Origin of the sequence: Photorhabdus kleinii (assembly GCF_025384885.1) — a bacterium.
In the GTDB taxonomy this organism is placed as follows: Bacteria; Pseudomonadota; Gammaproteobacteria; order Enterobacterales; family Enterobacteriaceae; genus Photorhabdus; species Photorhabdus kayaii.
The window spans coordinates 78,112-99,668 of sequence record NZ_JAJAFY010000005.1 but is presented as its reverse complement, the minus strand read 5'-3'; the positions used below and the strand labels follow the sequence as shown (position 1 = coordinate 99,668).

The window sequence follows — 21,557 nt, the reverse complement described above, 5'->3', positions numbered from 1 at the left end:
GCTGATTTGATTTTTGGAGAATAGACATGTCCCGAGTCTGCCAAGTTACTGGCAAACGCCCGATGAGTGGTAACAACCGCTCTCATGCATTGAATGCGACTAAGCGTCGTTTTCTGCCTAACCTGCATTCCCACCGTTTCTGGGTTGAGTCCGAGAAGCGTTTTGTGACTCTGCGTGTATCTGTTAAAGGTATGCGTGTGATTGATAAGAAGGGTATCGATGCAGTTTTGGCTGAGCTTCGTACCCGCGGTGAGAAGTACTAAGGAGCTGAAAAATGGCTAAAGGTATTCGCGATAAAATTAAGCTAGTTTCTTCGGCTGGTACTGGTCACTTCTATACCACTACGAAGAACAAGCGTACTATGCCTGAGAAACTGGAAATGAAAAAATTTGATCCAGTTGTTCGTCAGCATGTTATGTATAAAGAAGCCAAGATTAAATAATTTTGGTTGATTTGATAAAAACCCGGCCTAGGCTGGGTTTTTTGTTGTCTGAAGAGTTTTAACAGATATTCACTGATTCTTCTCTACATTTCATATATACCCTATTGATTTCAAGATGCATCGCGACGGCAAGGGAGTGAATCCCCGGGAGCATAGCAAACTATGTGACCGGGGTGAGCGAGTGCAGCCAACAAAGAGGCAACTTGAAAGATGACGGGTATATATCCTGTTATTCGTAGACGTAAGATACTGTTTCGCTATACTAACGCCTTCCGGTAGGCTGGATATGAAACCGAAATGACTAAAGAAAAATTAAATATTTTACATACAGAATCATCTTGTGGTTGGGGTGGTCAGGAGATCCGAATCCTGACGGAATCCCAAGGAATGATAAAACGTGGACACAAGGTGGTTATTGTCTGTTGTCCTAGTTCTAATATCTACCGTGAAGCAAAATCTTATGGTGTGCCGGCCGTAGCCCTGCCGATTGAAAAAAAGCGGCTGTCCTGCTTTCTTGCTATGCGTCGTTGGTTGAAAAAAGAAGGCCGTCAATTTGACGTTATTAATACACATAGCTCGACGGATGCATGGTTGGTTGCTGTGGCTTGTGCAACGTTAAGGCATATGCCGCCAATGGTTAGAACCAGGCATGTTTCTACTCATGTTTCTAATTCAATATCAACTCGTTGGTTGTATCTGAAAGCGTGCCGGCATATTGCGACTACAGGTGAGAAACTACGCCAACATCTGCATGCCAATAATCGTTATCCATTACAGCATATGACATCAGTGCCTACCGGCATCGATTTAGATCGTTTCCGACCGGAAGATAAGAAAGTTTGCCGTCAACGGATTGGGATTCAAGATAGACCGACATTAGGTGTTGTTGCGACCATGAGAACCTGGAAAGGGCATCGCTATCTGTTGGAAAGCTGGAAAGTTCTGCACCAGAAATATCCTGATTGGCAACTGTTGTTTGTTGGTGATGGTCCACAACGTAAATCATTGGAACCTTTAGTAAAGCGAGAAGGTTTGTCAAACAGTGTCATTTTTTTAGGTAACCGTCAGGATGTTCCTGATTGTTTGAATGCGATGGATTTATTTGCATTACCTTCTTTTGGTAATGAAGGCGTGCCACAAGGCATTATGCAAGCAATGGCGTGTGGGATACCTGTTGTATCAACCTCCGTTGGTGCAATTACCGAAGCGGTAGTTGATGGTGAAACGGGTTATATCGTGGAACCCAGAAATACAGAGTTATTGACGAAAAGTTTAGAGTTGTTGATTCATAATAATGAATTGCGTTTGCAATTCAGTCATTCTTCATTAGAGCGTGCAATGGCTTTATTTGGCATGGATAATATGTTGGATAAAATGGAAAATATCTTTTTTCACAGCATTAAAGGTAAAAAACGTTAACATTATTTAGGATTTATTCTGGTCCTTATTCTTTGGCTTATGGTTTTAGGTAATGTTCAACTTATTGATATTAAATTACTTTAAAGTTGATTATTAGTTAAATCACCTTGTTGTGGTCAATCGTATACAAAATGGTTTTTTTGTATATTTTGTTGAATCTTATGGCAGATTAATTAGATAATTGTCTTATGCAGACCAAGAATATTCTGGTCATTGTTATAGCACGTTTCGGTGATACCTTACTGGTAACGCCGGTGATCCGTGCTTTAAAGCAGAAATGGCCTAATGCGAATATTGATGTTATGGCTCATAAAAGGACTAAACAGATCCTTGAAAATACAAGTGATATCAATAAATTGACTGCTTTTTCGAAAGGTAAGGCAAAATGGTGTGGTTGGTTTACCCGTAAACATTATGATCTGGCTTTAGTATATAGTGACGATAAACCTTTATTGCAGTATGCGAAACGTAAATCACGCTTAACGGTTTCATTTTCAGATAAGTCCGCGTTGCGATCTGATTGGCTGGCTGTGGAAAAGCCAAAGGTGTTGATGCCAGCTCAACAGGAACGGGCCATGCTTGCTAGCGCGGTAGATGTTGAGGTCAATGACTGGCGGTTGAATTATTGTGTGAGTGAAAAGGAGTTACACTTTGCTGGTGGTTTTATACGGCAATATCATTTAGAGAACAAGCTCCTGATTGGTTTTCAGTTACAAAGTTTCCCGGCAAAAGCTTATCGTGATTGGCCGATTGAACATTTTTACCAATTAGCGCAACACATTTGTAGCCGTTATCCCCAGTCACATATTATGTTATTAGGCAGTGTTGACGGTAAAATTGCTGCACAGTCACTGGCAAAAAGGTTAGGGGCTGAAAAGTGTACTTCATTGGTTGGTAGACTGACAATGCGACAGAATGCAGCAATAATGAGTCAACTTGATTTGTACATTGGTGTTGATACAGGGCCGACACACTTAGCCGGCGCATTAGGTATCCCGATGGTTGCTATGTATCATAGTTTCCACCCAGGCCGCTTTTTGGCACCTCAACAGCATTCGCATTTGGTGGTTATTGAACATCCGGTTCACTATATGCAAGCCACACGCAAAGACTCGATGTCTGCAATATCTGTTGAACAAGTCTGGCAGGCAACGCAAAAGTTACTAGAAACTAAGTTGTCAGGAAGAAAAGATGAAAATAGGTTTGGTTGATGTCACGGTAACTATGTCTTACGGTGGTATTCAGACGGCAGTCTGGGAACTTGCGAAAGCGTTGGCTGATGCCGGTCATGAGATCCATATTTTTGGTGGAAAGGGTGATGTTCAACCAGAACTCAATGGGAGAGCAATCCAGGTTCACACTTTTCCATTTATTCCCAGGGAGAAAGTCATTAACATTGGTCGACGTTTTCAACGTATTATTGAACGTTACTCATTTGCTCGCCATGCTCGCGATACAGTTGTTACTGAGGATTTTGACTGGGTTATTCTGACTAAGCCATTTGATTTTTTCTGGCCTCGAATGATGCCAAAAGAGAGCCGTACTAAATTTTGCTATATGAGCGGCGGCACCAGTTTTTTCAAGGGTGACAGAAAGCTGAGTAAGCGAATTTCAGCTTGGGTGGCATGCAGCCATTTTAATGCCTGGCAGATTCAGCACCATTTTAAACAATTCCCGAAGGTGGTTTACAATGGTGTTGATATTAATAAATTCAGGCCGATAGACTCTTCTGTCAGAACTCGTCTTGGGATCAGTGATAAAACATTTTTGCTGACCTTTGCCGGCAGGTTGGTTGGCTGGAAAGGCATGCATGTTGCTATTGATGCAATGGCTCAGCTACAGGATAAAGATGTTAAATTGCTGATCATCGGGTCAGGTGAAGATCTGAAACGCTTAGAAAAGCGGGTTGCGCTATTACGGCTGGAAAAACAGATAATTTTCCATCCACCGGTAGGACATGATCAGTTGCCTGAATATTATGCTGCTGGTGATGCCGGGATTTTCCCCAGTATTGGTGATGAAGCGTTTGGTATCACAATTGCGGAAGCGATGGCGTGTGGCAGACCGGTGATTGCTAGTTATATTGGAGGCATACCTGAAGTTGTCGGTAACGAAAATAATTCGGGTATTTTAGTCACGCCAGGCGATGCTTCAGCAATTGCCGATGCGGTTAATTTTTTATTGTCTCAACCAGACAGGGGGCAAAAAATGGGAAAAGCAGCTCGTCAACGGATTGAAACAATGTATACCTGGGAGCATTCGGCAAATCGTTTACTGAAAGCGATAAATAATGAAGATTGCTTATATTGATCCCTACCCGGTTCCTGATTATCGGGTAGCATCATTGCAAATTTTGCAGAATGTTGATGCGTTTGCTCGCCAAGGAGCCTGCGTATATCTGGTTACGCCTGAAGGTAAAAATACCGCAGAAGAGATCTTGGGGCGCCCATTATCACCATCAGTTAGACTGATATCTTTACGCAATATCCGGCGTAAATGGTATTTTCCATTCAATACCCAAAAAATGTTCTATTTCCAGGTTTCCCATTGGTTGAAGAGAAATGGGGTAGATGCCGTTTTTACCCGTAATCTGAAAATGGCAAAGTATTTATTGTGTGAACATCCAGAAATTCCGCTATTTTTTGAAAGTCATGAGATTTTTGCCCAATCATTTAAAGAATCGCATGATTTAAGTGAAAATAAAAATCAGCGTAAATATCAGAAGCTGAGAGAAATTGAACACTTTGTTTATCGTCAGTCCAGGATTATTTTCGTTCTGACGTCGTTACTCAGTGATGATATTATTAGTGAATATAATGTCAGCACGCTAATAGTTATTGCGCCAGATGGTGTGGACATGTTGGCAGTCGAGTCGATGTCATTAGATAAACGTGTATCAGGCGACGGTGAATTACCAACTCAGATCCTTTATTTGGGCAGCTTGCATCGTTGGAAAGGTGTTCCAACGGCGATCAAAGCGATGGCTTATCTTGAGAATGCAGTATTGAATATTGCTGGTGGTGAACCAGGGCAAATTCAGCAATTGCGGCAGATTGCTCAGCAAATGGGGGTTGGCGATAAAATCAATTTTCTTGGGTTTATTCAACCTAAATTACGTTTTCAGATAATTGCAGATAATGATATTTGTCTGTTGCCATTAACTAAAACCAGCATTGGCAGTCGCTATACTTCGCCACTAAAATTATTTGAATATATGGCGATGGATAAGCCTGTGGTTATCTCTGATTTTCTTTCTATTCGTGATGTGGCTGATGAAAATGCGGTCAGTTTTGCTGACAGTGAGAATGCAGAAAGTTTTGCTCAACAGATTCAGTTACTGAGGGATAATCCAGAAAAAGTTAAGTCACAAGTTAGTTATGCAAAAATGTTGGTGATAGAGCGTTTTAATTGGGAGCAGAGAGCAAAGCTTATTATGCAGACAATATCAAAGGATATTTCTGCATAATAATCGGTTTGATAATATAGCTGAGATATCTGGTTAATCGTTTTTCTGCTGATATAGAGCAATCATCAGGCCGAATAGAATACCTATTTCATTGATATAGGTATTTTCAAAGGCTCCTCGGACAATAAACAATCCGATAAATCCCGTCAGTAGAATAATACTGGCCTGCTTTATTACACCATTGTTACGGCTAATAATATGGCTACTTGTGTACAGCGCTGAGAAGGTCATCAGTAAAGTGGTAATCAAACCAATGATTCCACCGGCAAACCAGAGTGCCAGAAAGATATTGTGGGGGCCGATGGATGTGCGATATATCCAGTCTGGATAGTCAGCAACTCGTTCATTGTAGACCTTATGATAGACTTTATTGCCATAACCGTAGCCTTTAATCGGGTTCTCTAGAATCAACTCAAAAGCAGTCCCTTGTGTGCCATTTTTATAACGATGGCTGCTATCAGTTTGAGTAAGTTTCCAAAATAATAATTGAGTATTTTCATTAGTTATTATCGTAGTGTGAGAAAGCACAACTGAAAAACTAAGGATTAAACTCGCTATTATGGTCAGCTTCCATTCCCGATTAATGATGATGATAAAAGCAGTGATGACGGCAATGGCGACCCAAGCGCCACGAGCTAAGGTACCTAATAACAAAAACAGACTGATAGCGGAAGCAACAGCCAGTATCAGCCAACTCACTAAGGTATGTTTCTTCCACAATGCCCAAGTACAAAGTAAGACCGGAAAATAGAAAATAAAACCGTAAGAAAATTCTCGGTGGTTGAAGTTAGTAAAAGGCATTTCACCTTTATTGTAGTTAATAATGTATTTGCCAATATCAGTTAGGCATATTGCTAGCATACCAATGGCAAATGAGTACAGAATCATCTTGGCAATACTTTCTTTATTTTCTTTGTACAGTACCACAGGAAAAGTAAAACTGAACAATAATAGCCCATTTAAGATAGGTTTATTCATCTCTTGAAAACTCAATGCAGGATTGACGGAAATTGCTACTGAATAGAACATTGCTACGATGAATAATAGAATGGATAGAAACAGTGAATTACGCATGGAGCGCATCACTTGACGAAAATCTGTCACTAGGTAGGTTAGTGCTGTAATGCCAATAAGCACGATAACCAGATTTTTATATCTCGTTATATCAGGTAGATAAACAAGGGCTATATAAATCCCAATGATGGATAAATTCCATAATGACCTTTTATCATGACTTTTAATATTAAACATATTCATCAATCTGCTTTCATTTCTGTTGAGTTTAGTTGGAAATAATACATGAAAAGATTATCTTAATCTGCTCAGATGCAATAGAGTTTAAGCAATATACATAGTTAGGAGTTATCACCATGCCAGAACTACCAGAAGTAGAAACCAGCCGGAGGGGAATAGAGCCACATCTGGTAGGGAATGTGATCCAGTATGCGGTAGTCAGGAATGGTCGGTTACGTTGGCCGGTGGCGGAAGAAATTATGAAGTTGAGTGACCAGCTTGTGCTTAGCATTCAACGCCGGGCCAAATATTTGCTGATTGAACTGGCAAGTGGTTGGATTATTGTCCATTTGGGGATGTCGGGCAGCTTGCGTATCTTGCCAGAGGAACGCCCTGCGGAGAAACACGATCATGTGGATTTAGTGATGGCAGATGGTAAGGTTTTGCGTTATACCGATCCCAGACGATTTGGTGCGTGGTTATGGAGTGATGATCTTGAGCGGTGCTCGGTATTGGCTCATTTAGGGCCTGAGCCACTTTCTGATGATTTTAATGGTTCTTATCTCTACACCCGATCAAGTAATAAAAAAACCTTGATTAAACCTTGGCTAATGGATAACAAACTGGTTGTTGGCGTTGGTAATATCTATGCAAATGAAGCGTTGTTTACTGCCCATATTCAGCCAGATCGTCCCGCGCATACTTTAACTGAGCGTGAAGCTAATTTACTGGCGGAAACGATTAAGACGGTTCTACAACGCTCTATTGAGCGGGGTGGTACGACACTCAGAGATTTCCTGCAATCTGATGGTAAACCGGGCTATTTTGCTCAGGAATTGTTTGTTTATGGCAGAGCAGGAGAACCATGCCGAATTTGTGGTGAAAAAATAGAGAGTATTAAGCTTGGGCAGCGCGGTACTTTCTTTTGCCGTCACTGTCAGTATTAGTTGATATCGGATAGTTAGGAGGCGTTGCATAGGGAATATTCTACTTTGTGCCGCCTCCAGTGAACGGAGTAAATTACTTGCCCAGTTTTTTTAGCATGGCTTGGGCGACAGGTTCTGGCAGGAATGATGAGATATCGCCATCGTGGAGAGCGACATCTTTAATCAAGGATGAAGAGATAAACGAGAGATTTTGTGATGGCAGCAGAAAAACGCTCTCTAATTCTGGCATAAAGTGGCGGTTCATATTGGCAAGCTGCCATTCATACTCAAAATCAGATACTGAACGAAGGCCACGGATAAGGATATTGGCTTGCTGTTTTTTGGCGAAATTAGCCATCAATTCACAAAAACCTACCACCTCTACATTATCCAAATGTGAGGTCACCTCTTTTGCCAGGGTAATGCGCTCATCCAGAGTAAACATAGGATTCTTTCTGGCACTGTTGGCAATAGCAAATAGAACATGGTCAAACATATCTGCGGCGCGGGTGACGATATCGATATGACCGTAGGTAACAGGATCAAATGTTCCGGGATAAATGGCTTTGGTTTTCATCAATTTTTACCCTTTTGTTGTCTCTTTTCCCACAATGCGACGTACTTATTAAACGTATATTGAGCATTGACAATAGCCAATACTAACCCTTGTTTACCATCAAGAAAGCCAGCTCGCAACAGCCAGGTTTTAAAAAAAGCCCCAAAAGTGTGACTGAAAATTGAGAAATAACCGCACTGTTTACCTTGTTCATAGCGCTGTTCTGCCCAGGCTTTAGCATAATTTAGCTGTTTTCTCTGAAATTCCATCAAATCACGGCAAGTAAGATGAAGTAAATCCCCTTGCAAAATAACGACTGGAGCGCCATGAGTTTCAAGGGATTCATGAACTTGATTATCATTGTATTGATAACGATCACGGGCGTAGAGACGAATGACCCTATCTGGGTACCAGCCGCTGTGTTTCATAAAGCGGTCAAGGAACAAGTTACGGCGGGCACAACTGTAGACTTTATTGTTATCAATATGTGCCAGAGTCTGTTCTATGGATGCTCTGAGTTCTGATGTTACGCGTTCATCAGTATCGATCATAAAAATATAATCGCCAGAAGCGTATTGCTGAGCTAGCTGACGCTGACGACCAAATCCCGGCCAGTGAGTATTGGAGAATACTTTTGCACCCATTGCCTGTGCTATTTGGCAGGTATCGTCTGAACTACCAGAATCGAGTACGATGATTTCATCAGCCCAACGGACTGAGGTCAGACAATCTGCTATCAGATCCGCTGAATTCTTAGCGATCATGACAACGGAAAGACGTTTTTTGTCACTCATTCAGTGGCTCCGAGGTGGGAGATAGGGTTCCAGCAGTTTAAGTAGACGTTGAAGAGCCCCCTGATTTTCATGCAGTACTTCTGCTGCGTGGCGACCATAATACAGACGATAATCTTCGTCAGTCAGTAAACTATTGATCTCGGTGAATAAAGAGTGGCTGTCCGTAACGGTAATCAGACCATTAGCCTGATTCAGCTTGGTGCAGATATCCTTAAAGTTAAAGGTATGAGGACCCATCAGCACCGGAATAGCATGGGCTGCCGCTTCTAGCGGGTTGTGGCCGCCACGCTCAACCAGGCTGCCACCAACAAAAGCCAGATCGGCAATACCATAGAGCAGCATCAGTTCTCCCATCGTATTGCCGATAACTACCTGAATATTGGCGTCAGGGATTTTATCAGAACTGCGAAGAATATAGCTGAGTCCGGCTTTCTTTGTTAATTCTTCAGCTTTAATAAAACGTTCAGGGTGGCGTGGTACTAGGATCAGCAGCAGGCTTGGACATTGTTTCAGTAACTTGCAATGAGCATCTAGCATAATACTCTCTTCTCCATCATGGGTGCTGGTGGCTATCCAGACAGGACGGCGAGCAGCCCATTGGCGCCGTAATGTCACTGCTTTGGCTGCCAATTCAGGTGTTACTGAGATATCGAATTTCAAACTGCCAGTGATAGTCAGTTGAGAGCGTTTTAGACCCAGCTCAACAAAACGTTCACCATCTTCCGGATTCTGAGCGGCAATTAAGGTAATGCTGCGCAAAATTGTTTTTATGAAATTCCCTACTTTTTGATATCCCTCAGCGGAACGTGCAGACAAACGGGCATTAGCAATGACCAGAGGAATGTTACGTTGGTGAAGTTGGAAAATCAGATTAGGCCAAAGTTCTGTTTCCATAATAATGACTAACTTTGGATTAACTTGATTGAGAAAGCGCTCCATAGAACCGGGGAGATCGTATGGCAAATAGACGTGATGAACATCATTTCCCAGAGCAGAAAGCACTCTTTCTGAACCCGTTGGCGTCATCGTTGTCACGGTAATCGGTAAAAAAGGATAGTGATGGCGCAAGGCTCTGACTAAAGGGATGGCGGCCAACGTTTCACCAACGGAAACAGAATGGAGCAGGATGCCTCCAGCGGCAACTTTACCGGCACAGAAACCGTAGCGTTCACCCCAGCGCTGACGGTAAGCAGGGGCTTGGCGGCTGCGGAGCAATAAACGCAACCAAATCAGAGGTTGGATAAGGTAGAGAAGTACCTGATATAAACGCAGTAACATTCTATCAAATTCACTTATATAAATTAGTGTCAATAGTATCACATTGCTTCAAAGAAAGTATGAAAATGCGTATGGCTTCTAGGATCTGAACAGAATTGGAGAGGTAAATTAGGGTTTTTGCGTAAGATCGTGCTTCTATTATATGTGAAGGTAGAGTGGATTTTTTGCAGCTTCTGCACATGGTTGCGGCAGTTTTCTCTTTTATCTGTATCTTTATACTGGGAATGCAATGAGTAAATTACACACTCAATTTGACCGTATTCTAATAATAAAGTTACGACATCATGGTGATGTATTATTAATTACACCAGTTATTAATACCCTTAAGGATAATTATCCAGCGGTGGAAATTGATGTTTTACTCTACAAAGAAACCGAACCAATATTGGCTGATTTTTCTGCTGTGGCTAATCTATTTTCTATAGATAGACAATGGAAGAAACAGGGAATTAAAACACATTTGGGTCATGAATGGAGATTGCTTAAACGATTAAGGCATCGTCAATACGACCTAGTTATTAATCTTACTGATCAATGGTATAGTGCATTTTTGACCCGATTTACTGGCGCAAAAGTGCGTATTGGGTTTGATTTAGCAAAACGACGCAGCCTATTTTGGAAAAAATGTTTCACAAATCTTGTGCTGACAGAGCATAGTCAGTTTTTGCATATTGTTGAGCAAAATTTGTCAGCTCTTTCGCTGTTAAATCTTCCGTTAATCAACACTACAGTGACGATGAGTTACCGCCAGCAGGATAAAGAGGCTGTTTTGATGCTTCTTGATAAGCATGGTGTAGATCAAAAATATATTGTTGTGCAGCCAACATCCCGCTGGTTTTTTAAATGTTGGGATGAAAAAAAGATGAGCGAAACGATTAATGCATTGCAGTCTGATGGTTGGGCAATCGTTGTTACCTCCGGGCCAGATCGTAAGGAGGAAGAGATGGTAGAGAAGATTTTATCAAATTGCCCAAAAGAGAGAGTGATTTCTTTTGCCGGCCAATTAACTTTGCCTCAACTTGCAGCGCTGATTGATGGGGCCAATTTATTCATCGGGATGGATTCTGTTGCTATGCATATGGCAGCTGCGTTAAAAACACCGGGTATCGCTTTATTTGGGCCATCAAAGTTAGTATTCTGGCGTCCGTGGGAAGCGAAAGGTGAAGTTATTTGGGCTGGTGATTATGGTGATTTACCTGATCCTGATGATGTTGATACTAAAACGGATATACGTTATCTGAATGTCATTCCCAGTGAGATGGTTATTGCTGCCGCCCGGAGAAATTTATTATGAAATTAGTACGTCTTGCGATTGTTCGGCAGAAATATCGTCCGGATGGTGGTGCAGAACGTTTTGTCTCCCGTGCCTTAGAGGCTTTAGGGAATGAAAATTTGGAGCTTAACGTTATTACGCGTTCCTGGCAGGGAGACGTTAATCCTGATTGGCATGTTCATTTAGCAAATCCTCATAAATGGGGGCGCATCAGCCGTGAGAGAGGATTTGCCAAAGCTGCCAAAACAATATGGGAACAAGAGCAATTTGATCTTGTTCAAAGTCATGAACGCATTGCCGGTTGTGATATTTATCGTGCGGGTGACGGTGTTCATCAGCGCTGGCTACAGCAGCGTGCGCGTGTTTTATCTCCTTGGCGGAGCAAATTACTTTTTACGAGTCGTTACCATCGTTATGTGATGGATGCTGAGCAAAAGATGTATTCTGCACCGGAATTAAAAATGGTTATTTGTAACTCGGAAATGGTAAAAAGGGAGGTCATGACGGATTTTGGGCTTTCTGAGGAAAAAATATCGGTTATTTATAATTCGATAGACAATAAACAATTTTTCCCGGCAACGGAATCTCAGAGAACACAATTAAGGAAAGAGCATAACCTTCCCTTGCAGGCTAAATGTTTAATTTATGTTGGTTCGGGGTTTGAGCGAAAGGGATTAAAAGCCGCGATTCAGGCAGTGAGTGCAACTGATGCTTATTTAATAGTTGTGGGGCAGGATAAAGAAGAGAAGAAATATAAGCAGTTAGCTAATTCACTGGGATGTAATGAGCGCATTAGGTTTATGGGAGTCCAGAAAAGGACATTGCCTTTTTATCAGCTTGCAGATGGTTTGTTGCTACCGACCTTATATGATCCGTTTCCAAATGTGATACTGGAGGCAATGGCTTGCGGGCTTCCGGTAATAACCAGTACGACATGTGGTGGTGCTGAATTTATTACCTCTGGGAATAACGGGTTTGTATGTGATGCTTTGGCTGTTTCAGATATTACGGAAGCTATTCAGAATACGCCTTCGGATCATTTGAATAATAAAATGTCAGAATTAGCGAGAACAGGAATACTCTGTTATACACCGGAACATTTATCACAACAGCTCATTGGATTATACGAAAAGGTGCTCTCATCATCATGAAAGGACATATATTATTTATCATTGATGGATTACCTGGCGGCGGTGCGGAAAATGTCACTATCCGGCTTTGTGATGGCCTGCAACAGAGAGGATATGATGTTACGCTGCTCTCTTTGGCAGAGAAATGTGAATATTCAGTACCGAGTGGTATTGAACTGATCATTGATGTTGATGGATACAGAGGGCCTTTTAGAAGACAGACTGAGATTTGCCGTAGGGCTAAATCTATGGATAAGGTTTTAGAAAAAGTTTTTCTTCGCAAGGGAATCCCTACGCTGATTGTCTCAAACTTGCATAAAACTGATCGTATTGTCGTGCAATCAAAAGTGTTAGCGGGGTTAAATGTATGGTTTTGTATTCATGGCGTATTTTCAAACTCATATCTTGGTAATAAGACGGGATTATCTCGCTGGATCAAGAAACAAAAAATCAAGTGGACATATAATAACCGGAATTTAATTTGTGTATCTGATGCTGTAGGGAAAGATTTAAAGAATAATTTGTTACTTACGCCTAATGAAATAGTGACGATTTATAACCCTTTCAACATCCCAGATATTAAAGAAAAATCTCTGCAAAATAACCTATATTCGGATGAAACCTATTTATTACATGTTGGTAGATTTCACCGGGTTAAGCGGCATGATCGTTTATTAGAAGCGTTTGCAAAAGCAGATATTCCATGTAAATTATTGATTGTTGGCCACGGAGATGAGGCTATTACTCAACAGATAAAGCAGAAGATTGTGGATTTAAACTTACAGTCTAAAGTTATTTTAACGGGATTCCTTGAAAATCCATTACCTGTTATCCGTGGAGCTAAAGCGGTTGTTTTGAGTTCTGACAGTGAAGGATTAGGGAATGTGTTAATTGAATCGTTGATTTGTGATACCCCCATTGTCAGCACGATGTGCCCAGGTGGCGTTAATGAAATTATGGTTGGTGAGTTGGAAAAATATAAATCAGAACTGACAGTTGATTCGTTTGCAGAAAAAATGAAGTTTGTCTATTATGAACCGCCTGTAATTACCAAGGATATGTATAAGAAGTTTGATTTAGATATTATTTTGGCAAAATATTTATCCTTAATGAAGAAGTAAGAATGGTTATATGTACTTTTCAAGTTTGGTTATTAGGATAAGTTAATGGATAAAAAAAGTTCCAGAAATTAAGAGAACTTAATAGAAGAAAAAACAATTTCCCGAAAGTTCTAACATTTCATAGCGTTTTTTTATTGATAAGATTAGATACGAAATATAGGATTTAATGAGATATAGAACTGCTATATATATGATAAGATAATTGCACTATTTCATAGATCTGCGTACTATAAAACCATCATTTTATTCTATTGTGGGCATATTCTGATGACTCGACCTGCATTTATTATCACTATTGATACTGAGGGTGATGACCTGTGGCAAAATCACGGTCAGATCTCGACAAAAAATACTCATTATTTACCAAGATTTCAGCGCTTATGTGAACGTTTTGGTTTTAAGCCAGTTTGGTTGACGAACTATGAAATGGCAATGGATGATTTATATATTGAATTTGCTAAAGATGTTATTGCCAGAGGACAGGGGGAAATTGGTATGCATTTACATGCCTGGAATAATCCACCACTTGTTCCTCTTACCGACGATGACATGCATTATAAACCTTATCTGATTGAATTTCCAAAAGAACAAGTTAGAGCCAAAATTGATCTGATGACTAAGTTATTGGAAGACAAACTACAGATTAAAATGTTAAGCCATCGGGCAGGTCGTTGGGCATTTAATGAATATTATGCTGAATTGCTGGTGGAATATGGTTATCAAGTCGATTGTTCAGTAACACCACGGGTTAATTGGCGTTTCACCAAAGGCGATCCTAATGGCAACGGTGGAACTGATTATCGTCACTTTCCATCTTATGCCTATTTTGTGGATTTGCAGAATATTGCTAAAGAAGGTGACTCTTCTTTGCTGGAAGTTCCTATGAGTATTCAATATAAGCACTCTGCGCTGATGAATTTCCTTAAACAGAAATATGATAGCTTACGAGGGAAACAGCGTTCTCCATCTGTTAACTGGTTAAGACCAAAAGGGGGCAATTTGGAACAAATGAAAAAAGTTGTCCAACAGACATTAGCAGAAGGCAGTGATTATATTGAATTTATGTTGCATTCATCTGAATTTATGCCTGGTGGTAGCCCGACATTTAAAAATGAAGAACAGATTGAATTACTTTATCAGGATCTGGAGGCACTCTTTAACTACTTACAGCCACAGGTTCGAGGAATGACATTGGCTGAATATTATCAATTTAAGAAGTCATCACGATTAATAAAATAGAGATTCACTTATACCCTATGGATTTCAAGATGCATCGCGACGGCAAGGGAACGAATCCCCGGGAGCATAGATAACGATGTGACCGGGGTGAGTGCAGCCAACAAAGAGGCAACTTGAAAGATGACGGGTATAATTTTGGGCAGATAATACTGCCCAAATTGGGTGAAATAGGCGTCTGCCAGAAACGCCTCAGATTTAATAATTAATCAGCTATATTTTTTTGAAGATGAGCTAATACTTTCGATGGTGTAATACTTTTGATATTCCCATCTTCCGCTTTTAAAGATATTTGTTCCTTGCCATAACCACCAATGAGTCCTGGATCTGTCGGACCAAACAACGTGATATTAGGGCGATCCAATGCGGCAGTGAGATGGCTCAGGCCAGTATCAACGGAAACAACCGCTTTTGCACCGGCCAACTCTTGGGCGACTTGTGCCAAAGTCAGCTTTGGTAATACTTCCACATGAGAGAAGTTTTCCGCCAGTCTCAGCGCACGTTGGTATTCATGTTCTGCGCCCCAAGGGAGCTTAATTTTCATACCCGTTGGCTGAATTTCAGCAATAAGCTGTCTCCAATGGCTTTCCGGCCAATGTTTTTCATCGCGAGTGGTGGCATGGAGAAAAACCAGATAATCGCCCTGATTTTCTAATTTCTGCTTTAAAAAGTGACTGGCAATCCCATAATCGCCCTGTGCCGCCGGTTTGGTATAACCCAGGCTGACAGCAAACAGTTTTCGAATGCGCTCTACGGCGTGCTGTTGCTTGCTGACCGCATGACAGCAATCATAAAAAAAACTCGCTAATGGCTCACGGATACTTTTGCGGTTGTAACCATGTTTAGGACCATAAGCGAGTCGGGTTACCAGAAATGCACTTTTTAATAACCCTTGAGCATCGATGATGGCATCATATTGATGTAATTTTAATTTTTCTTTGAATAAACGACGTTCTGCACGAATTTCTGGGCTAAACCAGTTTTTACGCCAGCGGCGAATAGCAACAGGAATAATTTGATCAACCGCACTATGCCAGCCGGGGATTTGAGCAAAACCTTCCTCTACTACCCAATCAAAACGGACGTCAGGTAAGTTTCTTTCTGCATCAGTCAGTGCAGGGAGCGAGTGGAGGACATCGCCCATAGAAGAAGTTTTGACCAATAAAACCCGCATTAACTCTGGTTCTCCGCTTGTAATAATTTTTCTAGAGAAGTGATAACTTGCTCTGGCTGAATATCAATCAGACTCTGGTGATAGCCATGTGCACTGTCACCTTTTCTGACTTTATGATAGCCAGTAATAAGACGGATAACTTCCGCTTTATCGGATAATGGTGGAGTAAAATCTGGGCTACTTGGGCCGTAAAGCGCAACCAGAGGGCGATTAAGTGCTGCGGCAACATGCATCAAGCCAGAATCGTTGGTCACAATGGCATCACAGGCCGCGATAATATTGACTGCCTGTTCAAGAGAGGTTTGTCCGGCAAGATTGATACAGTGTTCACAGGCTTCTTTAGTCAGTGAGTTGCGGATATCCTCTCCACCTTCGTGATCTTTGACAGAGCCAAAGAGCAGAATTTGATACCCCTTTTTAGTAATAAGCTGTTGAGCTAACGCGGCATAGTGATAATGCGGCCAGCGTTTCGCCGGGCCAAATTCTGCGCCGGGGCAAAAACCGATGATAGGCCGATGATCAGAAATATTGAATGCCGCGGTGGATTCAGCAATATCTTCGTCACTGACATCCAGTTGAGGCCAAAGTAATGGTTGAGGCAGCTCTGCCGCACTACTGGGTTTTGCATCGTAAGCCAATGCGGCATAGCGTTGAACCATTAATGGGAAGGCTTCTTTATTCAATGTACGAATATCATTGAGCAATCCATATCTCATTTCACCACGCCAGCCAGCACGCAGAGGAATATTGGCGAAGAAAGGCACCAAGGCAGATTTGAAAGAATTGGGTAGCACATAAGCGCGATGATATTTACGTTCACGCAGGGCGATCCCCAAACGGCGGCGTTCACCCAATGCCAGTGCGCCATGTCCTAATGGCATAGCTAATGCTTGATTGACCTCCGGCATTTTGCCCAGCAGTGGGCGGCACCAGGCTGGAGCCATCACATCAATTTCTGCATTAGGATGCAAAGCCTTTAACGTCCGGTAAAGGCTTTGCGACATCATCATGTCACCCACCCACGAGGGGCCGATTACCAATATTTTCATAGTGAGTAGATTACTTATCCTGATTGAGCCAATGCATATATTCCGTTACCCCTTCGGCAACGGTTTTGAATGGCTTATCATAACCCGCCGCGCGAAGTTTGGTCAGATCTGCTTGCGTGAAACGCTGATAACGACCTTTCAGATGTTCAGGGAAATCAATATGCTCAACAGTGAGAGATTTATCTTTATGGCATTCAACAACCGCATCTGCAACCGCCTGGAAAGATTCAGCACGACCCGTTCCACAGTTATAAATACCGGAAACGCCGTTTTTCCAGAACCAAAGATTAACCGCAGCGGCATCACCAACATAAATAAAATCACGTTGAAAGCCTTCACTGCCGGCGAATAGTTTTGGGTTTTGTCCCTGATTGATTTGATTATTCAAATGAAAGGCAACGCTAGCCATACTGCCTTTATGCCCTTCACGTGGTCCATACACATTGAAATAACGGAAACCACAAATTTGTGAATCAGCTTGAGGCAGGATCTCCCGGACATATTGGTCGAATAGAAATTTAGAGTAACCATAAATATTGAGCGGTTTCTCATATTGACGCTCTTCGATAAAATTATCAGTACGGCCGCCATAGGTTGCTGCTGAGGAGGCATACAGGAAAGGAGTGCCGCGTTCAAGGCAATAGTGCAGCAATTCTTTTGAATATTGATAGTTATTATCCATCATATATTTGCCATCCCACTCGGTTGTGGATGAGCAAGCGCCTTCATGGAAAATAGCGTCAATATCACCGAAATCATCACCGGCCAGAATACTGGCAATAAACTCTTCCTTGTCCATGTAATCAGCAATATCCAAGTCAGCCAGATTGATGAACTTAGTACCATCTTTCAGATTATCTACGACCAGAATATCTTTATATCCTTCGTCATTTAGTGCTTTGACAATATTGCTACCAATAAATCCAGCACCGCCAGTGACAATAATCATCCGACTTACCTCTACAATCGGGTTAATGAAGCAAATTGCTTCTATAATAACATCTAACATCCATGACGACAGTAGCTTAAGCAGGGGAATATACTGAAATATTATGGTCATTCAGGTTGCATGGCGTGACGGGTACAGCAAAGTTAATATTATCTGCCTGATAGAGTCGTCAGTTGCCTGATCAATGAGTAAAATGTGTAATGACCCTTCATTTATAAATCAGGAGAAAATAAATGTCAGCATCATTTTATCAGCAAATTAATGAACAATTAGAACAAGCCCATTCCGAAGGGTTATTCAAAAATGAACGTATCATCACTTCTGCACAAAATGCTGACATTGCTGTAGCCGATGGCAGTCATGTTATTAACTTCTGCGCAAATAACTACTTAGGTTTGGCTAATCACCCTGAGCTTATTGCGGCTGCTAAAGCGGGAATGGATAGCCACGGTTTTGGTATGGCGTCTGTTCGCTTTATTTGCGGGACTCAGGATACTCATAAAGAGCTGGAGAGAAAACTGGCGGAATTTTTGGGCATGGAAGATGCCATTCTTTATTCTTCTTGTTTTGATGCTAATGGCGGTCTATTTGAAACGCTGTTTGGGCCGGAAGATGCCATTATCTCTGATGCGCTGAACCACGCTTCTATTATTGATGGCGTCCGTTTATGCAAGGCGAAGCGTTATCGTTATGCTAATAATGATATGCAAGAACTGAGAGCGCAATTGGAGAAAGCCAAAGCAGATAATGCACGCCATATTGTGATTGCAACCGATGGTGTGTTCTCAATGGATGGCGTTATTGCTGATTTGAAATCTATCTGTGACCTGGCTGATGAATTTGATGCGATGGTCATGGTGGATGACTCCCATGCTGTTGGTTTTGTTGGCGCTCATGGTCGTGGTACGCATGAATATTGTGACGTAATGGATCGTATTGACATCATTACCGGCACATTAGGTAAAGCGTTGGGGGGAGCTTCTGGCGGCTATACTGCGGCGCGTAAAGAAGTTGTTGAGTGGTTGCGTCAGCGTTCACGTCCATATCTGTTCTCTAACTCACTGGCGCCGGCGATTGTTGCGGCATCCATCAAGGTGCTGGACATGTTGAAAGAGGGAGATGCATTGCGTGATCGTCTGTGGAAGAACGCTAACCTGTTCCGTGAAAAAATGACAGCAGCAGGTTTCACTTTAGCAGGGGCTGACCATGCAATCATTCCTGTCATGTTAGGTGATGCAAAATTGGCACAGGAATTTGCCGCAGAATTACTGAAAGAAGGCATTTATGTTACCGGTTTCTTCTATCCGGTAGTCCCTAAAAATCAGGCCCGTATCCGCACGCAAATGTCAGCAGCGCATACGGAAGAGCAAATTGAACGCGCAGTTGCGGCGTTCACGCGAATTGGTAAGCAATTGAACGTAATTGCATAAGGCATCTCTATGAAAGCATTGTCAAAGTTAAAAGCAGAAGAAGGCATCTGGATGACTGATGTGCCTGAGCCAGAGTTGGGGCACAATGATGTGATGATCAAAATCCGTAAAACGGCGATTTGTGGTACGGATGTACACATCTATAACTGGGATGACTGGTCGCAAAAAACCATTCCTGTACCGATGGTTGTCGGTCATGAGTATGTTGGTGAAGTCGTTGCTATTGGTCAGGAAGTAAAGGGTTTTAAAATTGGTGACCGAGTGTCTGGCGAAGGGCATATTACTTGTGGTTACTGCCGTAACTGTCGTGGCGGCCGCACTCACTTATGCCGTAATACCATTGGCGTAGGGGTAAACCGCCCCGGTTGTTTTGCTCAATATCTGGTTATTCCTGCATTTAATGCATTCAAAATCCCAGATAACATCTCTGATGAACTGGCTTCTATTTTTGACCCATTTGGCAATGCTGTTCACACCGCGCTTTCATTTGATCTGGTTGGTGAGGATGTGCTGGTTTCTGGTGCAGGCCCCATTGGTATTATGGCTGCGGCAGTCTGTAAACATGTTGGTGCGCGTCATGTTGTTATCACAGATGTTAACGAATATCGCCTTGAGCTGGCACGTAAAATGGGAGTCACCCGTGCGGTGAACGTCAGCAAGGAAAGTCTGACCGATGTCATGGCAGAATTGGGCATGACGGAAGGCTTTGATGTTGGCTTGGAAATGTCCGGCGCTCCGGCGGCGTTTCGTACTTTATTAAATACCATGAATCACGGCGGCCGTGTGGCGTTGTTGGGCATTCCTCCATCAGATATGGCAATTGATTGGAATCAGGTGATTTTCAAAGGCTTGTTTATCAAAGGTATTTATGGCCGTGAAATGTTTGAAACCTGGTACAAAATGGCGACATTGATTCAGTCTGGTTTGGATTTGACTCCCATTATCACTCACCGGTTCTCTATTGATGATTTCCAGAAAGGCTTTGACATCATGCGTTCAGGGCAGTCTGGTAAAGTTATTCTGAACTGGGATTAATCAGTAAAGTTACTACTAAGATTGACAGGCGCTTTTAGTTTTTGAGCGCCTGTTTAAGGCATTAGCAATATTGCAAGCTATTATCGAATAAATAGAAATAACAAGATAATTGGCTATTTCTTAAAATGAGCTTCTATTCTGTTTTATCCTGAGACTTATCTCCAGTTAGTTTCTGGATATATCGGCTCACCGTGTTCACAATAGGATTATCAATCAGAGTGTCGCCAATAACCGCCAGATAATCTTGGCTGGTAACTGTAATGGGGGCCTCTTTTATTTCACACAGCTTGCCCCATTTATGGTGATTACCCCCAACAGGTTTGCCGCTTAACAACCTACTTGGGCTGACTAACTCAATATCCGCAGGAAGCGTTGGCAGCATCTGTTGTAATGCGCGAATGGTTGTTGAATGAGGATGGCCGATAGCAATAGCGGAACCATTTTTACGAGCAATGGAAATCGCGCGATTTAACTGATGGCGGGTTTCTGCTTCTGATTGCACATCATCCAGAAAAATATCACGGCGGATAACGCGAACAGGTGTGCCTTGCGCGGCCTTTGTTGCCTGAGTATTGCCAATCGTCACGCTGTCGAGAAAATAGAAGTTATAACGAGACAGTGATCGCATCACTTTCTGCATTCCCGGCAAGCTTGAAGTCATCGCGCTGCCCATATGGTTATTGATTCCTACAGCATAAGGGACTTTTTGTATTGCACGTTGGATGATATGGTCAATTTCTTCACTGCTCATGGTTGGCTGGAGAGTATCCGGTTCTAGCAGTTGCTTACTTAAAGGTGCCATTGGCAGGTGGATTAAGATTTCCCGTCCTTGTTTATATGCTTTTTCAGCCATTGCCCTGCCATGTGGTGAATCCGGCAAAATGGCGATAGAGATTGCAACAGGCATCTGCAATATTTTGTTTTCATTATGAGGACGGTAGCCAAAATCATCGATAACAATAGCCAGACGGGCAGCACTGGCTTGTAGGCTCAAAAGTAACAGGGCGGTAGTACCAATGAGTTTTGCGAACTTGCGTTGTCTCACC

General features: G+C 42.1%; 21 protein-coding genes. 13 read left to right on the top strand and 8 right to left on the bottom strand.

The features are described 5' to 3' along the window. The first annotated feature begins 26 nt into the window (after positions 1-26). From rpmB to LG003_RS05070, 6 genes are all read left to right on the top strand, one after another. Positions 27-263 carry a 50S ribosomal protein L28 gene (rpmB, locus tag LG003_RS05095; RefSeq protein WP_011148921.1) on the top strand — a complete coding sequence of 79 codons (237 nt, stop codon included), beginning with the start codon at positions 27-29 and terminating at the stop codon, positions 261-263. A gap of 11 nt (positions 264-274) precedes the next feature. Next, positions 275-442 (top strand): 50S ribosomal protein L33, encoded by a 168-nt coding sequence (rpmG, locus tag LG003_RS05090; RefSeq protein ID WP_010847629.1) that lies wholly within the window; start codon positions 275-277, stop codon positions 440-442. Between the two features lie 297 nt (positions 443-739). Next, on the top strand, positions 740-1,861 hold the full coding sequence (locus tag LG003_RS05085) for a glycosyltransferase family 4 protein (RefSeq protein ID WP_112877828.1): 1,122 nt from the start codon (positions 740-742) through the stop codon (positions 1,859-1,861). A gap of 188 nt (positions 1,862-2,049) precedes the next feature. Beyond that, positions 2,050-3,072, top strand: coding sequence for a glycosyltransferase family 9 protein (locus LG003_RS05080; protein ID WP_262980315.1), 1,023 nt, complete (start codon positions 2,050-2,052; stop codon positions 3,070-3,072). Beyond that, positions 3,053-4,171 carry a glycosyltransferase family 4 protein gene (locus LG003_RS05075; RefSeq protein ID WP_112877826.1) on the top strand — a complete coding sequence of 373 codons (1,119 nt, stop codon included), beginning with the start codon at positions 3,053-3,055 and terminating at the stop codon, positions 4,169-4,171. Before LG003_RS05080 ends, LG003_RS05075 begins: the two co-directional genes overlap by 20 nt. Continuing rightward, the gene (locus LG003_RS05070) at positions 4,152-5,327 is read left to right on the top strand and encodes a glycosyltransferase family 4 protein (RefSeq protein ID WP_112877825.1); all 1,176 of its coding nucleotides are present in this window, start codon (positions 4,152-4,154) and stop codon (positions 5,325-5,327) included. Before LG003_RS05075 ends, LG003_RS05070 begins: the two co-directional genes overlap by 20 nt. A gap of 33 nt (positions 5,328-5,360) precedes the next feature. Here LG003_RS05070 and rfaL read toward each other — a convergent pair whose 3' ends face one another. Beyond that, on the bottom strand, positions 5,361-6,578 hold the full coding sequence (gene rfaL / locus LG003_RS05065) for an O-antigen ligase RfaL (RefSeq protein ID WP_240000782.1): 1,218 nt from the start codon (positions 6,576-6,578) through the stop codon (positions 5,361-5,363). 119 nt (positions 6,579-6,697) lie between these two features. On the opposite strand from rfaL, the gene mutM reads away from it, so the two are divergent. Next, complete coding sequence (mutM, locus tag LG003_RS05060; protein WP_112877823.1) at positions 6,698-7,507, top strand: bifunctional DNA-formamidopyrimidine glycosylase/DNA-(apurinic or apyrimidinic site) lyase; 810 nt, start codon at positions 6,698-6,700, stop codon at positions 7,505-7,507. A 73-nt stretch (positions 7,508-7,580) separates the two neighbouring features. Here the strand turns inward: mutM and coaD are convergent, their stop codons facing one another. From coaD to waaA, 3 genes are read right to left on the bottom strand one after another with little or no spacing between them, the layout of a single operon-like run. Then, entirely contained in the window at positions 7,581-8,063 is a 483-nt protein-coding gene (gene coaD, locus LG003_RS05055) for a pantetheine-phosphate adenylyltransferase (RefSeq protein WP_112877822.1), read from the bottom strand. After that, positions 8,063-8,836, bottom strand: coding sequence for a glycosyltransferase family 2 protein (locus LG003_RS05050; RefSeq protein WP_112877821.1), 774 nt, complete (start codon positions 8,834-8,836; stop codon positions 8,063-8,065). Before LG003_RS05050 ends, coaD begins: the two co-directional genes overlap by 1 nt. After that, entirely contained in the window at positions 8,837-10,114 is a 1,278-nt protein-coding gene (waaA, locus tag LG003_RS05045) for a lipid IV(A) 3-deoxy-D-manno-octulosonic acid transferase (RefSeq protein ID WP_112877820.1), read from the bottom strand. It lies immediately after the preceding gene. Between the two features lie 229 nt (positions 10,115-10,343). On the opposite strand from waaA, the gene rfaQ reads away from it, so the two are divergent. The 4 genes from rfaQ to LG003_RS05025 all read left to right on the top strand — a co-directional run bounded on the left by rfaQ (position 10,344) and on the right by LG003_RS05025 (position 14,877). Then, positions 10,344-11,408 (top strand): putative lipopolysaccharide heptosyltransferase III, encoded by a 1,065-nt coding sequence (gene rfaQ / locus LG003_RS05040; RefSeq protein WP_112877819.1) that lies wholly within the window; start codon positions 10,344-10,346, stop codon positions 11,406-11,408. Then, the gene (locus LG003_RS05035; protein ID WP_112877818.1) at positions 11,405-12,538 is read left to right on the top strand and encodes a glycosyltransferase family 4 protein; all 1,134 of its coding nucleotides are present in this window, start codon (positions 11,405-11,407) and stop codon (positions 12,536-12,538) included. The genes rfaQ and LG003_RS05035 overlap by 4 nt, the downstream gene beginning before the upstream one ends. Next, positions 12,535-13,638 (top strand): glycosyltransferase, encoded by a 1,104-nt coding sequence (locus tag LG003_RS05030; protein ID WP_112877817.1) that lies wholly within the window; start codon positions 12,535-12,537, stop codon positions 13,636-13,638. The genes LG003_RS05035 and LG003_RS05030 overlap by 4 nt, the downstream gene beginning before the upstream one ends. A gap of 267 nt (positions 13,639-13,905) precedes the next feature. Next, on the top strand, positions 13,906-14,877 hold the full coding sequence (locus tag LG003_RS05025) for a polysaccharide deacetylase family protein (protein ID WP_262980314.1): 972 nt from the start codon (positions 13,906-13,908) through the stop codon (positions 14,875-14,877). Positions 14,878-15,079: 202 nt separating this feature from the next. Here LG003_RS05025 and rfaC read toward each other — a convergent pair whose 3' ends face one another. The 3 genes from rfaC to rfaD are packed head-to-tail and all read right to left on the bottom strand — an operon-like array spanning position 15,080 to position 18,046. Then, positions 15,080-16,048 carry a lipopolysaccharide heptosyltransferase RfaC gene (gene rfaC, locus LG003_RS05020; RefSeq protein WP_112877815.1) on the bottom strand — a complete coding sequence of 323 codons (969 nt, stop codon included), beginning with the start codon at positions 16,046-16,048 and terminating at the stop codon, positions 15,080-15,082. Next, positions 16,048-17,097, bottom strand: a complete 1,050-nt coding sequence (gene rfaF / locus LG003_RS05015) for an ADP-heptose--LPS heptosyltransferase RfaF (protein ID WP_262980313.1) — start codon at positions 17,095-17,097, stop codon at positions 16,048-16,050. The genes rfaC and rfaF overlap by 1 nt, the downstream gene beginning before the upstream one ends. Positions 17,098-17,107: 10 nt before the next feature. Then, complete coding sequence (rfaD, locus tag LG003_RS05010; RefSeq protein ID WP_112877813.1) at positions 17,108-18,046, bottom strand: ADP-glyceromanno-heptose 6-epimerase; 939 nt, start codon at positions 18,044-18,046, stop codon at positions 17,108-17,110. A 233-nt stretch (positions 18,047-18,279) separates the two neighbouring features. On the opposite strand from rfaD, the gene kbl reads away from it, so the two are divergent. Then, positions 18,280-19,476: a glycine C-acetyltransferase gene (kbl, locus tag LG003_RS05005; protein WP_262980312.1), complete on the top strand. Its 1,197-nt coding sequence runs from the start codon at positions 18,280-18,282 to the stop codon at positions 19,474-19,476. Positions 19,477-19,485: 9 nt separating this feature from the next. Beyond that, a complete protein-coding gene (tdh, locus tag LG003_RS05000; RefSeq protein WP_262980311.1) occupies positions 19,486-20,511 on the top strand; it encodes an L-threonine 3-dehydrogenase in 1,026 nt (341 codons plus the stop codon). Positions 20,512-20,644: 133 nt separating this feature from the next. On the opposite strand, the gene LG003_RS04995 is transcribed toward tdh, so the two are convergent. Beyond that, a complete protein-coding gene (locus LG003_RS04995; protein ID WP_240000781.1) occupies positions 20,645-21,556 on the bottom strand; it encodes a divergent polysaccharide deacetylase family protein in 912 nt (303 codons plus the stop codon). Between the last annotated feature and the right edge of the window lies 1 nt (position 21,557).

Coding starts and splice junctions, on each gene's coding strand:
- rfaF (WP_262980313.1), bottom strand. CDS start 17,097: ATGAAAATATTGGTAATCGGCCCCTCGTGGGTGGGTGACATGATGATG.
- kbl (WP_262980312.1), top strand. CDS start 18,280: ATGTCAGCATCATTTTATCAGCAAATTAATGAACAATTAGAACAAGCC.
- coaD (WP_112877822.1), bottom strand. CDS start 8,063: ATGAAAACCAAAGCCATTTATCCCGGAACATTTGATCCTGTTACCTAC.
- rfaL (WP_240000782.1), bottom strand. CDS start 6,578: ATGTTTAATATTAAAAGTCATGATAAAAGGTCATTATGGAATTTATCC.
- mutM (WP_112877823.1), top strand. CDS start 6,698: ATGCCAGAACTACCAGAAGTAGAAACCAGCCGGAGGGGAATAGAGCCA.
- LG003_RS05035 (WP_112877818.1), top strand. CDS start 11,405: ATGAAATTAGTACGTCTTGCGATTGTTCGGCAGAAATATCGTCCGGAT.
- rfaD (WP_112877813.1), bottom strand. CDS start 18,046: ATGATTATTGTCACTGGCGGTGCTGGATTTATTGGTAGCAATATTGTC.
- LG003_RS05080 (WP_262980315.1), top strand. CDS start 2,050: ATGCAGACCAAGAATATTCTGGTCATTGTTATAGCACGTTTCGGTGAT.
- tdh (WP_262980311.1), top strand. CDS start 19,486: ATGAAAGCATTGTCAAAGTTAAAAGCAGAAGAAGGCATCTGGATGACT.
- LG003_RS05030 (WP_112877817.1), top strand. CDS start 12,535: ATGAAAGGACATATATTATTTATCATTGATGGATTACCTGGCGGCGGT.
- LG003_RS05070 (WP_112877825.1), top strand. CDS start 4,152: ATGAAGATTGCTTATATTGATCCCTACCCGGTTCCTGATTATCGGGTA.
- waaA (WP_112877820.1), bottom strand. CDS start 10,114: ATGTTACTGCGTTTATATCAGGTACTTCTCTACCTTATCCAACCTCTG.
- LG003_RS05075 (WP_112877826.1), top strand. CDS start 3,053: ATGAAAATAGGTTTGGTTGATGTCACGGTAACTATGTCTTACGGTGGT.
- LG003_RS05025 (WP_262980314.1), top strand. CDS start 13,906: ATGACTCGACCTGCATTTATTATCACTATTGATACTGAGGGTGATGAC.
- rpmB (WP_011148921.1), top strand. CDS start 27: ATGTCCCGAGTCTGCCAAGTTACTGGCAAACGCCCGATGAGTGGTAAC.
- LG003_RS05050 (WP_112877821.1), bottom strand. CDS start 8,836: ATGAGTGACAAAAAACGTCTTTCCGTTGTCATGATCGCTAAGAATTCA.
- rfaC (WP_112877815.1), bottom strand. CDS start 16,048: ATGCGGGTTTTATTGGTCAAAACTTCTTCTATGGGCGATGTCCTCCAC.
- rpmG (WP_010847629.1), top strand. CDS start 275: ATGGCTAAAGGTATTCGCGATAAAATTAAGCTAGTTTCTTCGGCTGGT.
- rfaQ (WP_112877819.1), top strand. CDS start 10,344: ATGAGTAAATTACACACTCAATTTGACCGTATTCTAATAATAAAGTTA.
- LG003_RS05085 (WP_112877828.1), top strand. CDS start 740: ATGACTAAAGAAAAATTAAATATTTTACATACAGAATCATCTTGTGGT.